Source organism: Maribacter sp. 6B07 (assembly GCF_002700155.1).
GTDB classification, from domain to species: domain Bacteria; phylum Bacteroidota; class Bacteroidia; order Flavobacteriales; family Flavobacteriaceae; genus Maribacter; species Maribacter dokdonensis.
Genome location: NZ_PDUT01000005.1, coordinates 148486 through 162513, shown reverse-complemented (window position 1 = coordinate 162513; position 14028 = coordinate 148486). Strand labels below are relative to the sequence as shown.

General features: G+C 37.6%; 12 protein-coding genes and 1 tRNA gene. 8 read left to right on the top strand and 5 right to left on the bottom strand.

The window, feature by feature from the left end; translation table 11 throughout:
- The first annotated feature begins 86 nt into the window (after positions 1-86).
- The 8 genes from CSC80_RS19140 to CSC80_RS19105 all read left to right on the top strand — a co-directional run bounded on the left by CSC80_RS19140 (position 87) and on the right by CSC80_RS19105 (position 9653).
- Positions 87-950 carry a sigma-70 family RNA polymerase sigma factor gene (locus CSC80_RS19140; protein ID WP_058106041.1) on the top strand — a complete coding sequence of 288 codons (864 nt, stop codon included), beginning with the start codon at positions 87-89 and terminating at the stop codon, positions 948-950.
- Between the two features lie 287 nt (positions 951-1237).
- The gene (gene pulA, locus CSC80_RS19135) at positions 1238-3184 is read left to right on the top strand and encodes a type I pullulanase (RefSeq protein ID WP_180268645.1); all 1947 of its coding nucleotides are present in this window, start codon (positions 1238-1240) and stop codon (positions 3182-3184) included.
- A gap of 27 nt (positions 3185-3211) precedes the next feature.
- Positions 3212-3436, top strand: a complete 225-nt coding sequence (locus CSC80_RS19130; protein ID WP_099193495.1) for a VF530 family protein — start codon at positions 3212-3214, stop codon at positions 3434-3436.
- Complete coding sequence (locus tag CSC80_RS19125) at positions 3436-3888, top strand: tRNA (cytidine(34)-2'-O)-methyltransferase (protein WP_074669832.1); 453 nt, start codon at positions 3436-3438, stop codon at positions 3886-3888. The genes CSC80_RS19130 and CSC80_RS19125 overlap by 1 nt, the downstream gene beginning before the upstream one ends.
- Positions 3889-4132: 244 nt before the next feature.
- Positions 4133-7249 (top strand): glycosyl hydrolase, encoded by a 3117-nt coding sequence (locus CSC80_RS19120; protein WP_099193514.1) that lies wholly within the window; start codon positions 4133-4135, stop codon positions 7247-7249.
- 82 nt (positions 7250-7331) lie between these two features.
- A complete protein-coding gene (rpe, locus tag CSC80_RS19115) occupies positions 7332-7982 on the top strand; it encodes a ribulose-phosphate 3-epimerase (RefSeq protein WP_071340138.1) in 651 nt (216 codons plus the stop codon).
- Positions 7979-8956 (top strand): YpdA family putative bacillithiol disulfide reductase, encoded by a 978-nt coding sequence (locus tag CSC80_RS19110; RefSeq protein WP_099193494.1) that lies wholly within the window; start codon positions 7979-7981, stop codon positions 8954-8956. The genes rpe and CSC80_RS19110 overlap by 4 nt, the downstream gene beginning before the upstream one ends.
- A 91-nt stretch (positions 8957-9047) precedes the next feature.
- Positions 9048-9653: a hypothetical protein gene (locus tag CSC80_RS19105; RefSeq protein ID WP_143751773.1), complete on the top strand. Its 606-nt coding sequence runs from the start codon at positions 9048-9050 to the stop codon at positions 9651-9653.
- A 134-nt stretch (positions 9654-9787) separates the two neighbouring features.
- On the opposite strand, the gene CSC80_RS19100 is transcribed toward CSC80_RS19105, so the two are convergent.
- From CSC80_RS19100 to ftsA, 5 genes are all read right to left on the bottom strand, one after another.
- Complete coding sequence (locus tag CSC80_RS19100; RefSeq protein WP_343224361.1) at positions 9788-9949, bottom strand: GIY-YIG nuclease family protein; 162 nt, start codon at positions 9947-9949, stop codon at positions 9788-9790.
- A 129-nt stretch (positions 9950-10078) separates the two neighbouring features.
- Positions 10079-10152 (bottom strand) — tRNA-Arg (locus CSC80_RS19095).
- A 47-nt stretch (positions 10153-10199) separates the two neighbouring features.
- Complete coding sequence (locus CSC80_RS19090) at positions 10200-10643, bottom strand: GatB/YqeY domain-containing protein (protein WP_058106033.1); 444 nt, start codon at positions 10641-10643, stop codon at positions 10200-10202.
- Between the two features lie 89 nt (positions 10644-10732).
- On the bottom strand, positions 10733-12652 hold the full coding sequence (ftsZ, locus tag CSC80_RS19085; protein WP_099193492.1) for a cell division protein FtsZ: 1920 nt from the start codon (positions 12650-12652) through the stop codon (positions 10733-10735).
- A gap of 41 nt (positions 12653-12693) precedes the next feature.
- Complete coding sequence (gene ftsA / locus CSC80_RS19080) at positions 12694-14028, bottom strand: cell division protein FtsA (protein ID WP_099193491.1); 1335 nt, start codon at positions 14026-14028, stop codon at positions 12694-12696.

Here is a 14028-nt window from a genome sequence, read left to right as displayed (position 1 = left end):
AACTTTTTTTTATTGAATTGTAACATTCGAAAGATTTTTACGTATAAGTATATGCAGTCTATGCAAATTGAACTTAATTTATTTTAATGAGACAGCTTAAGATTACAAAACAGGTCACCAATAGAGAGACCGCATCTTTGGACAAGTACTTACAAGAAATTGGAAAAGTGGACTTGATTACCGCTGATGAAGAAGTAGAGTTGGCACAACGCATCAAGGCAGGCGACCAGATCGCTCTTGAAAAACTTACCAAAGCCAACCTCAGATTCGTGGTGTCAGTTGCCAAGCAGTACCAAAACCAAGGACTTACTTTACCGGATTTGATTAACGAGGGAAACCTTGGTCTTATCAAAGCTGCACAGCGTTTTGACGAAACGCGAGGTTTTAAATTTATCTCATACGCCGTATGGTGGATCCGTCAATCTATATTACAAGCTTTGGCAGAACAATCTCGTATCGTTCGTTTGCCATTGAACAAAATTGGTTCTATCAATAAGATCAACAAAACTTTTGCCTTTTTAGAGCAAGCGCATGAAAGAATGCCTTCTCCAGAAGAAATTGCGAAAGAGTTGGATATGACCGTTGATGATGTAAAACAATCATTGAAAAACTCAGGTAGACACGTATCTATGGATGCTCCTCTTATCGATGGTGAAGATTCTAACCTTTATGATGTACTTCGTAGTGGTGAGTCGCCAAACCCAGATAGAGAATTGTTACATGAGTCTTTACGTACAGAAATTGAGCGTGCTTTAGAAACTTTGACTCCTCGTGAGGCAGATGTTATCCGTTTATACTTTGGTCTTGCAGGTCAGCATTCTATGACATTGGAAGAAATTGGCGAAACTTTTGATCTTACAAGAGAAAGAGTTCGTCAAATTAAAGAAAAAGCGATAAGAAGATTAAAGCATACTTCTAGAAGTAAAATATTGAAAACGTATTTGGGTTAAGAATTCAATGCGATAAAGTTATAAAATTACACGTTAATCTTTCCTTAAATTGGCAATATTGGCATATTAGTTGTAATTTTAACGGTAACAACAGTTTATCATGACTGTTCGTTTTTTGATTGATGAATAAACTCCGGCTGATTACCGGAGTTTTTTCATTTATAAAGGTTACTATAATTCATCTTCTAAAAATTACCCCTTGTAAAATTCTTAACGATCTTTGCCTATCTTAGGAGCTTACTACCATGCTAATGAGGCACATATCACTGATTCTAATAATCCTACTATTGTTTAATTCGTGTAAAATATCTGATAACTCCAAAGAATTTAACAGCTACCCTACGCCTGTTGATGAAAATCTCTGGATTACCTATGGTAAAAATTCCACTTCATTTAAACTATGGTCCCCAAATGCAGAAGAAGTAATATTAAGATTATATAAAAAAGGTAATGATGTTGAAGCTTTTGATATATATTCCCTTAAAAAGTCAACCACTGGCGTATGGCACATAGCAGTTCAAGGAGATTTGAATGGAACATACTACACTTACCAGGTAAAGCACAACAATAAATGGTTAAATGAAACTCCCGGTATATATGCGAAAGCAGTAGGTGTTAACGGCAATAGAGCCATGGTGACAAATATGGAATCCACTAATCCTATTGGGTGGCACAATGATCGTTCTCCTCTGTTAAAACAACCAAATGAAGCCATTATTTATGAGCTACATGTGCGTGATATGACCATACACCCACAATCTGGTTCATTCTATCCGGGTAAATATTTAGGGTTAACCGAAAAAGGTACCACTGGAAATAATAATGTATCCACAGGTATTGACCATTTAAAGGAACTGGGTATTACACATGTGCATCTTTTACCCACTTTTGATCACTACGCTATTGACGAGACCAATTTAAATACACCGCAATTTAATTGGGGGTACGACCCTAACAATTATAACGTTCCAGAAGGTTCATTTTCAACAGATCCATTTAATGCGGAAGTACGTATTAGGGAATTCAAACAAATGATCAAAGCTTTTCATGACAATGGCATAGGTGTAATTATGGACGTTGTTTACAACCATACGGGCAGAACCGATACTTCTAATTTTAATCTTGAAGTTCCCGGTTATTATTACAGACATTGGCAAGACGGATCTTATTCAGATGCCGCTGCCTGCGGTAATGAAACTGCTTCTGAACGTAGTATGATGCGCAAATTCATGATAGAATCTACCACCTATTGGACCAAAGAATATCATATTGATGGTTTTAGGTTCGATTTAATGGGCATTCATGACATTGAGACCATGAATAATGTTGCTGATGCCGTTCTAAAATTAAACCCCGATGCATTACTTTACGGTGAAGGGTGGACCGCAGGAGATTCTCCTTTACCGGAAGAAAAGCGTGCTCTTAAAAAACACATGCAACAATTACCAAAAATTGCAGCTTTTAATGACGATTTACGTGATGGACTAAAAGGATCTGTTTTTGATGACCAGAGTTTAGGTTTCGTAAGTGGTGCCAAGAATAAACAAGAGTCCATAAAATTTGGAATTGCAGGAGCTATTCAGCATCCTGATGTTAACTACAACAGTATTAATTATTCAAATACCCCTTGGACCAATGAACCTTGGCAATCTATAAATTATGTCTCTTGCCATGACAACCACACACTTTTTGATAAACTGAAAATTTCAAGACCAGATGCTGACGTAGAAACGTTAATAGCCATGGATAAATTAGCGAATGCCATCGTACTGACCTCACAAGGCACTCCTTTTCTACATGCCGGTGCAGAAATGCTACGTACTAAAAATGGGGAACATAATTCCTATAACCTGCCAGATAGCATTAATCAGATCAACTGGAATTGGAAAATTGAGTATCAGGAAGTGTTCAAATACTACAAAAACTTAATTCGCTTACGAAAAGAACATCCTGCATTTCATATTACTAATGCAAAAGAAGTTCGCGAAAAAGTAAAATTCCAACAGACCAATGATAGCCTTGTTTCTTTCATTATTGATCACAATGCAAACAATGACAATTGGCAGAAAATACTGGTCATTTATAACGCATCAAACAAAAAAATAGATTATAAAATTGAAGGCATTTGGCATAAAGTCGTTTCAGGTAGTACCTTTGACTTTGAAGGTTTACAATTAGTAAAAGATACCATTAAGGTTCCTGCACTTTCCATGTACGTTGCCTTTCAAAAATGAGTATTATTTATAATATAATCCAATCATATGAGTTCAGATTCTCAGCCCAATAACCCGCTTCACGGTGTAAAGCTCGTGACCATTTTAGAAGAACTTAAGGAGAAATACTCTTGGGAAGATTTAGCAGGACAAGTAAATATCAATTGTTTTAAAAGTAACCCTTCTATAAAATCAAGTTTAAAGTTTTTACGTAGAACTCCATGGGCCAGAGAAAAAGTAGAACATTTATACTTACAATCCTTTAAAAAATAATGGGCTTTCATATTGTACTTATAGAACCTGAAATTCCTAACAACACTGGTAACATTGGCAGATTGGCACTTGGCACTGGTTCTACCTTACATTTGGTTAAACCTTTTGGTTTTGAGCTAAGCGATAAACGTTTAAAAAGAGCGGGGCTAGATTATTGGCAACATCTTAATGTGGTCATGTATGAAAACGTAGATGCGTTTTTCAAAGAACATGATGACAAAAAAATGATTTTCTTCTCTGCTACCGCAACCAAAAATCATTGGGAAATTGATTTTGAAGATGACATGTTCTTAGTTTTTGGAAAAGAATCTGTTGGGCTACCTAAGACCTTATTAAACAAACATCAAGAAAACACGGTTAAGATACCATTATACAGTACACATATTAGAAGTCTTAATTTGGCAAATGCTGTTGCTATTTCTATTTATGAAGGTTTAAGACAAATCAGCTAAAGCCCGATTGACTTTACTTTTCAGAGCTGATTTTATAAAAATTGCATCATATTCCCTGCATATACATTTGATAAAATAAGCACTTCATTTTTAGAATATTCTAAAGCAAAACGGCGTAATAATCGCTTATCGCATTAATAGGATTCACAAGTCGTTAAAATTTTCCTTTACCCAATTATTCGCAGATTAAATGCTTATTTTCAAGCAACCAATTATTCAAATTATCCACCAAACAACGACTCTTATGAACTCGAAAATTTCGGCAATTGTTGTCCTTCTATTTTTTTCCTTTACCTCTACTGTATTTGCGCAGAAAAAGAAAGCAAAAAATAATACTCAAGATGTTGTAATCGACAAAGCTTTCTATGAAAATTTGGAATGGCGAAATATTGGCCCCGTACGTGGAGGTCGATCGCTTGGTTCCACGGGCAGCCCTAGCAGACCTAATGAGTATTATTTTGGAGCAACGGGCGGCGGATTATGGAAAACCACTGATGGTGGTAACGAATGGGAACCTGTTACAGACGGGCAAATAACCAGCTCTTCCGTTGGTGCGGTTGCGGTTGCCGAAACCAACCCAGATATTGTTTATATAGGCATGGGAGAAGTTCAATTGCGCGGAAGTATTACTCAAGGTGATGGTGTTTACAAATCTACTGATGCCGGTAAAACCTGGGAACACTTAGGTCTTGAAGAAACCCAAGCTGTTTCAAGAATCAGAATACACCCCACAAATGAGAATATTGTTTATGTAGCGGCATTGGGCCATCCGTATGGCGACAATGAAGAAAGGGGCGTTTTTAAAAGTATTGATGGTGGAAAAACATGGAAGAAAACTTTATATGTTAGCGATAAGGCGGGTGCTGTAGATTTAATTATAGACCGTAACAACCCAAATGTTTTATACGCCAGCACTTGGCAAGTTCAACGTAAAGCTTGGAAAATGTGGGGCGGTGGTCCGGATTGTAAACTATGGAAATCTACCGATGGCGGAGAAACCTGGAGTGATCTGTCTAATAACCCAGGTATGCCCGCAGGACCGTTAGGTAAAATTGGTGTAACGGTATCCCCTGCAGATTCTAACCGTGTATGGGCCATTGTAGAAGCTAATGAAGGTGGTGTTTTTAGATCGGACGATGCCGGTAAAACATGGACCAAAACCAATGACGAAAGAAAACTAAGACAACGCGCATTTTACTATTCTAGAATTTACGCCGACCCTGTTGATAAAGAAACCGTATACGGACTAAATGTTGATTTTTGGAAGTCTACGGATGGTGGGGTAACTTTTGATACTGAAATTAAAGTTCCACATGGTGATAATCATGATCTTTGGATAGACCCTAACGATCCTAATAGAATGATCTCATCAAACGATGGCGGTGGCGTGGTAAGTATTAACGGTGGTAAATCATGGACAGAGGAAGATTACACCACAACACAGTTATATCATGTAATGACCACAAACGATGTACCTTACCATGTGGCTGGTGCTCAACAAGATAATAGTACCATTGCCGTACCAAGTGATGGATGGGGCCATATGCAGGCAAGAGGTCAAGGGGATGGTTGGGCATATGCCGTAGGAGGTGGTGAAAGCGGGTGGATCACCCAACACCCTACCAACTTGGATATATTTTATGCAGGTAGCCAAGGTGCACTCCTAACTAGGTATGATCGTAGTAACGGCCAATCTAGGGATATACAGGTGTATCCACGGTTTTTCTCTGGAGAACCGGCAAGTGCTTTGCCAGAACGTTGGCAATGGACCTTCCCTATTATGTTTGCGCCACAAAATGAAAACGTAATGTATACCTGCTCCCAGCATGTCTGGAAAACTACCGATGATGGTCAATCTTGGGAAAAAATAAGTCCTGATCTTACCTATGCAGACCCATCTACTTTGGGAAAGACCGGAGGTATCATTACCATGGATATGAACGGTCCTGAAATTTACTCAACCGTTTTTGCGCTTGCCCCATCTAATCATGACATTAATACCATATGGGCAGGATCAGATGATGGAAAAATACATATTACGAGAGACGGTGGCAAAAATTGGTCAGATATTACGCCAAAAGAATTACCTAAATTTTCAAGGGTAAGTATTATTGACGAATCCCTACACAACCCTGGTACGCTATACGTAGCAGCCAATAGATACCAAGTAGACGACAGGCAACCCTATGTATTTAAAACCCATGATTATGGTAAAACTTGGACTAAAATTATTAATGGTATTGCAGACGGGCATTTTGCAAGAGCTGTTCGTGAAGATCCAGTAAGGGAGGGACTTTTATTTTTAGCAACAGAACATGGCGTATATTTCTCTATGAACGATGGTGAACTTTGGCAAAGCCTTCAACTTAAATTACCAGATACACCGGTAAGAGATTTGGTAGTTAAAGACAATGATGTCGTTCTTGGTACTCACGGAAGAGGCTTCTGGATTTTAGATGATATTCAACCCCTAAGACAGTATTCCCCGGAAATGGTTAAACAAGAAGCTATTCTTTTTAAACCTACCAACGCTATTAGAGGTGTTACCGATGCTTCTATTCAGTATTATCTTAAAGAAGAAAAAGATACCATCACCTTTGAAATTTTCGACGCAAATGACAAATTGATCAACACCTTTACCGGTAGCAAACCAAAATACGAAGTAGACCCTAATTTACCCTATTGGCTAAAAGGAGGCTCTACAAAGCCAACCACCGCAAAAGGGATAAACACGTTCACCTGGGATATGAGATACACAGGAGCTACAACATTTGACGGAATGATCATTTGGAGCGCAAGACCTGCCAGAGGTCCAAAAGCCCCCATAGGTTCTTACAAGGTTAAAATGAAGTCCGGAAATTATGAGCAAACCTATTCGTTCAATATAGAAATGGACCCAAATCTAAAAGGCATTACAAAAGAAGATTTGGATGAGCAATTTGAGCTTTCCAATAAAATTATGGAAAAAACCTCTACTGCTAATGAAACGGTAATCAAAATACGTGATATCAAAAAGCAACTTCACGATGCTAAAGAAGATATTGAAGCTACTGATTATGAAACGATCGTAACGCCATTTCTAGGTGAGATCACTGAAGTTGAAGAAGCTCTTTACCAAGTTAAAAATCAATCAGGTCAAGATCCTTTGAACTTCCCTATTAAACTCAACAACAGATTGGCATCTTTACGCCGAAGTGTAGAATCTGGAGAAGCAAAACCAACAAACGGTGCTTACAAAGTGCATGAAGAGTTATCGGCAGAACTCACTATAGAATTGAACAAATTGAACGGAATTTTTGACAAATACAAGTCAAAGGTAAATCCTATTCTCATAAAAAGTGGCGGCACGGCAATTGATTGATCGTAGTTAAAGCAAATCTAAAACAACTGTAGAACGAATTTCAAATCCGTATTTTTGTACTGAACAATAAAGGTTTTATAAAATGAAAAAGGCAAGCATAGCGCCATCTCTTTTAGCTGCAGATTTTGGTAATTTACAACGAGATGTAGAAATGGTGAATGCCAGTGAGGCAACGTATCACCATATAGATGTCATGGACGGCGTTTTTGTTCCAAACATATCTTATGGTATGCCCGTAGTTAAAGCTATTCAAAAACATGCCACAATTCCTTTAGATGTACATTTAATGATTGTTGACCCAGATAGGTATTTGGAAGAATTTGCAAAACTTGGAGCGCATATTCTAACCGTTCATTATGAAGCCTGCACTCATTTACATAGAACTATACAAGCCATTAAAGCTTTGGGCATGAAAGCAGGTGTAGCGTTAAATCCGCATACCAACGTATCTCTTTTAGAAGATATTATTCAAGATATTGATGTGGTTTTGATTATGAGCGTTAATCCTGGCTTTGGTGGACAATCGTTCATTGAAAACACTTATGATAAAATAAAAGCTGCAAAGGCGATGATTACCAGAAAAAATTCGTCTGCTTTGATTGAAATTGATGGTGGTGTTACTACGGCCAACTCTCAAAAATTAGTTGATGCCGGCGCAGATATTTTGGTTGCCGGTAGTTTTGTTTTTAAAAGCGAAGACCCAACAACTACTATTAAAGATTTAAAGGGATGAAAACTGAATTTGATATTGTCATCGTTGGCGGAGGACCAATTGGTATTGCATGCGGATTAGAGGCTAAAAAAAACGGACTTTCTTATCTGATCATTGAAAAAGGACCTATTGTAAATTCCCTTTTCCACTACCCTAGCAATATGCAATTTTTCTCTTCATCGGAAAAATTGGAGATAGATGAAATACCATTTATCAGTAAAGAAGCAAAACCTAAAAGAGACGAGGCATTAGAATACTACAGGCGAATTGTTACTTCAAATAAGTTGCATATAAATTTGTTCGAAAAGGTAGAGAACGTCCAAAAAAAAGGAGAAACATTCACTATCACATCCAACAAAAATACATACACCTCAAAGCAAATTGTGGTAGCAACCGGTTTCTATGACCTGCCCAACTTACTGAACGTACCGGGAGAAGACTTAAAAAAGGTTGTTCACTATTACGATAATCCACATTACTATTCCGGACAAAAAGTTGCAGTTATAGGGGCAAGCAATTCTGCAATTGATGCTGCCTTGGAATGTTACAGAAAAGGTGCAGAAGTTACACTGATCATTAGAGGTCCAGAAGTTGGTCAACGTGTAAAATATTGGGTAAGACCAGATATCATCAACCGTATAGAGGAAGGAAGTATTAAAGCCTATTTCAACACAACGGTTAAAGCCATTACCAATGACAGTATCCTTTTGAACACTGATACGGGCGAGGAAGAAATTGAAAATGATTTTGTTTTAGCACTTACCGGATATAGACCCAATTTTAGTTTCTTAGAAAAATTAGGCGTAAACATTAGTGAAGATGATAAAAAACTCCCTGAATACGATCCAGAAACCATGGAAACCAACGTGTCTGGGTTATACTTGGCCGGGGTAATATGTGGTGGTATGGAAACTCATAAATGGTTTATTGAAAACTCAAGAATACATGCTAAAATGATTGTAAAAAATATTGTTCTAAGCTCTGTGACTACGTAATCCACTGACTTTTAACAGACAATAATCATTATAAACAATAGGTAATATATATGGACGTTATGTAGAGTACTTAACTACTAAACCTTCCATTATGATATTTTTTGGCACTGGATCAGCTAGTCTTGATTCCGTAAAAACAAGAAACATTACTTGTCAACATTGCAGTAATCAAGATACTATTTACATTAATATTTACAGAAGGCACGCACATGTTTTTTGGATCCCTGTTTTCCCATTGGGTAAAAGTGGTAGTTCTTACTGCACACATTGCAAAGAGACTTTAAGTCCTAAACAGATGCCCGAAGCTCTTAAAATGCAGTATAAAAATATTAAAGGAGAGGCTAAAGGTCCAATTTGGCAGTTCTCGGGTCTATTAATTTTTGCTCTGTTAATAGTATTTGCTATTTACTCTAGCGGCAAGAATAAAGAGGATACAAAATTATACCTAACTCAGCCCGCTGTTGGTGATATTTATGAGTATGAAGCAAATAACGGTAGTTATTCTACCATGCGACTTGAAAAAGTAACAACAGATAGTTTATTTCTTTCCTTGAACGATTTTGAAATATCAAAAAAGTCCAGAATCTATAAAATTGATAAGGAAGAAAATTATTCTGAAATCACTTATGGATATTCTAAAAGTGAAATGATTCAAATGCACAAAGAAGGCATTGTTTTCGATATTAATAGAGATTAAATCTATTAAATATATATCATTTAAAAGCCACATCTTTTCAGATGTGGCTTTTTACTTGTGACCCCGGAGGGATTCAAACCCCCAACCCTCAGAGCCGAAACCTGCCTGCCGGCAGGCAGGTCTGATGCGCTAAATTAATTCTTAAGAATACTTTTCAAGAACTCACGACCGATACCCGATTTGAAATATTTTTCTCTAGCTCTTGCTTCAACACTAGTTTTAAACTCCTCTTTATAAACTAAAACCCAAGGTAAAAACCCCTTGGTCGATTTGTTCTTTCCCGAATTATGTTCCACTATTCTTTTTTTGAAGATTATTAGTCATTCCTTTATATAAACGACCATCTACTTCACTTTTTAAAACATAAACGTAGTACATAATATAAATCAAAAAGGTCCTGCAAAAAGCAAGACCTTACATTTAAGTGACCCCGGAGGGATTCAAACCCCCAACCCTCAGAGCCGAAATCTGATGCGCTATTCAGTTGCGCCACGAGGCCATTATACATTTAGCAATTAGCAAAACCAAAATTCTGCTAATTCTATGTTATGCCAATTTCTTCTTTACAATCGTAGAAATTAATTTACCATCTGCTTGGCCGGCAAGTTCTTTAGACACTATGCCCATTACTTTACCCATATCCTTCATTCCAGAAGCGCCAATAGCATCAATTGTCTGTACAACTACTTTCTCAACTTCTTCTTCAGAAAGTTGTTCTGGTAAAAATTGCTCGATTACAGCAATCTGTGCCAACTCAGGATCAGCAAGGTCTTGTCTACCCTGCTCTATAAAAATTGCAGCACTGTCTTTTCTCTGCTTTACCAGTTTCTGAACAATCTGTATTTCATCTTCTTCAGTTACTTCTGATCCGCCACTAGTACTCGCTACCAATAACGCAGATTTAATAGCTCTAAGCGATTCTAGCGCTACTGAATCCTTTGCTTTCATAGCTAATTTCAACTGCTCCATTACTCTTTGCTGTAAACCCATTTCTTCTATATTTTGGTCTGCGAAGATAAAAAATAAAACCCGAAAACTGACTTAGTTTTCGGGTTTAATACATTACTACACATGCAGTGTTAGTCTACATTATCATGTAAAAAAGAGTTATTAGATCTTAATTGAATATCATCGTTGCTATCTCCACTTAACGAGGTTCTAGAGATTTTTTTTTCGCGCGGACTATCCTCTAAATTAACACCTTGTCTTTGATAAGCAGGTTTCTTCTCATCATAACTTGTTGGTGCGTTGTTCTTGAACTTATAATTAAAATCCTTCAACTTACGTCTACGTTCATCAGCTCTTTCCCTCAATAATTCTTCAATAGGGGTATCTAAAGGATCCAGCTCCTCTTCCGGTTGCACCTCTCTTCTTGGAGCTACGGTCTTCTTTTCAAAAATAAGCTCATCTTCCACAACTTTTGGCTCAAATTCCTCAGCTTTGGATTTTGCTCCTGTAAGCTTACTTTCCAATTTCATATAGTCATCTAAACTATATCTTTTTTCCCCGTTTTTATTATACTCCAACACAGGAACAATTTCAATGCTATCATTGACATCAATATCCTTAACTTCATCATGAAGGTCAAACATGATTACGTTTTCCTTCTCCTCTTCCTCTCTCTTGGAATATTGAAAGTTGGTAGCAAATCTATCATCTTCATCTTCAACTTCAACTTTTAATTCCTGTGGGTCAACAACTTCTATATCTCTCAATGAAGTTGGAGCGTCTACTATTACAAAGTCTTCTTCAGAGACATTCTCCGCTAATACTTCCTCATAAAAAACATTAAAATTCCTGATGTAGTTCGTTGTAGGAATCAAATCAAAATCATCTTCCTCAACGAACTCATACTTTTTTACGGGTTTGACTTCTTTTACCTCCTCTTCCTCATCGTCCATCTCTAAAGTATGAACTGTTTTTTGGTTAGATAACAACATTGCCTCTGCACGTTGGCCGTCTTCTAACGTATGAATAATTTTCTTTGATTCGGTATTTACAATATCATCTTGCTGTTCAATGTTAAACCCCGTTGCAATTACGGTTACGGCTATAGCTTCTCCTAAGCTTTCATCTTCACCTACACCCATAATAATGTTTGCACCGTAGCCAGCTTCTATTTGAATATGATCGTTGATTTCACCAATCTCATCAATAGTAATTTCCTGTGCACCGGAAACGATTAATAACAATACATTCTTAGCTCCTTGGATCTTATTATCGTTCAATAACGGTGAATCCAATGCTTTCATAATAGCCTCATTAGCTCTTGCAGAACCAGATGAAATTGCCGATCCCATGATAGCGGTACCACTATTGGACAATACCGTTTTAGCATCACGTAAATCTATGTTTTGAGTGTAGTGATGTGTAATAACCTCTGCTATACCTCTAGCTGCAGTTGCCAATACTTCATCAGCTTTTGAGAACCCGGCCTTAAAACCTAGGTTACCATACACTTCCCTTAATTTGTTATTGTTAATTACGATTAGCGAATCTACATTTTTACGTAATTTTTCAATACCCAATTGTGCCTGTTCAACTCGCATTTTACCTTCGAATTGAAACGGCATTGTAACGATACCTACAGTAAGAACATCCATTTCCTTTGCAAACTTGGCAATTACGGGAGCAGCACCAGTTCCTGTTCCCCCGCCCATACCAGCAGTAATGAAAATCATTTTGGTAGTCGTATCCAACATACCTTTTATGTCTTCCATACTTTCCATGGCCGCTTGCTCACCCACTTCAGGATTGGCACCAGCACCCAAACCTTCTGTCAATGATACACCTAACTGTATTTTGTTAGGCACCGGACTATTATCCAAGGCCTGTGAATCAGTATTACAGATTACAAAATCAACTCCGTTGATACCCGCCTGGAACATGTGGTTTATGGCATTACTACCACCACCACCTACACCAATGACTTTTATGACGTTGCTTTGATTCTTTGGCAGATCAAAGGAGATATTATCAAATTCGCTGTTCTTACTCATATTCTAATTATTACTGGTTATGTATTCTTATGCTATGCTTATTACTCTGCGTTATCTAAAAATTCTTTTAACTTTTCAGTCCATTTATCAAAAACAGATTTTCTTTCCTTATGTATATCAGGGCGTTTTACGGTCTCCGTTTTATGCTCTGCATACACCAATTCTTCTTCTTCCTGCTCTTGTATAATTTCTTCCTGTGTTAATTTCAACTTCTCTTGGTTCTTAATGGCGTTCATTAAAAGACCAACAGCGGTTGCGTACAACGGACTAGCAACTTCTTCATCAGAATCGCCCGCCAAATGCTCGTTAGGGTACCCAATACGAGTATCCATTCCTGTAATATATTCCACCAATTGCTTTAAATGCTTTAATTGGCTTCCACCACCTGTAAGCACAATACCGGCAATCAGTTTTTTCTTTTGCTCTTCGTGACCGTAGTTTTTGATCTCTACATACACTTGCTCAATAATTTCAACAACTCGTGCATGTATGATCTTAGAAAGGTTCTTTAAAGAAATCTCTTTTGGCTCTCTACCACGTAATCCTGGTATAGATACAATTTCATTATCCCTATTTTCACCCGGCCATGCAGAACCAAATCTTGTTTTTAATAATTCTGCCTGTTTTTCAATAATGGAACAGCCTTCTTTAATATCTTCGGTAATAACACCACCACCAAAAGGTATTACTGCGGTATGCCTAATAATGCCATCTTTGAAAATAGCCAGATCAGTTGTACCACCTCCTATATCGATCAATGCTACACCTGCCTCTTTTTCTTCTTGACTTAGAACGGCATCAGATGAAGCTAAAGGCTCTAACGTAATGTTACCTAGATCTAAACCTGCACTCTTAATGCAACGCCCAACGTTCTTTATAGAAACCACCTGACCAACTACTACATGGAAATTAGCTTCTAACCTACCACCGTACATACCAATAGGCTCACGGATTTCCGCTTGTCCATCAACTTTGTATTCCTGTGGCAATACATGAATAATCTCCTCACCAGGAAGCATGATCAACTTGTGCACTTGACCACATAACATATCCACATCATCTTCATCTATGACTTCCTCAGAATCTTTTCTCGTGATATAATCGCTATGTTGCAGACTTCTTATATGTTGCCCGGCAATACCAACGACTACAGAACCGATCTTAAGCCCTGAGTTTGCCTCTGCTTCCTCAACCGCTTGCTGTATAGATTTTATGGTCTGTGTTATATTATTAACCACACCTCTGTGCACACCTAAACTTTTGGACTTACCTATACCCAAAATCTCAATTTTACCATATTCGTTTTGCTTACCGATTATGGCAACGATTTTCGTTGTTCCTATGTCTAACCCGACTGAATATTTAGTTTGTTCCAT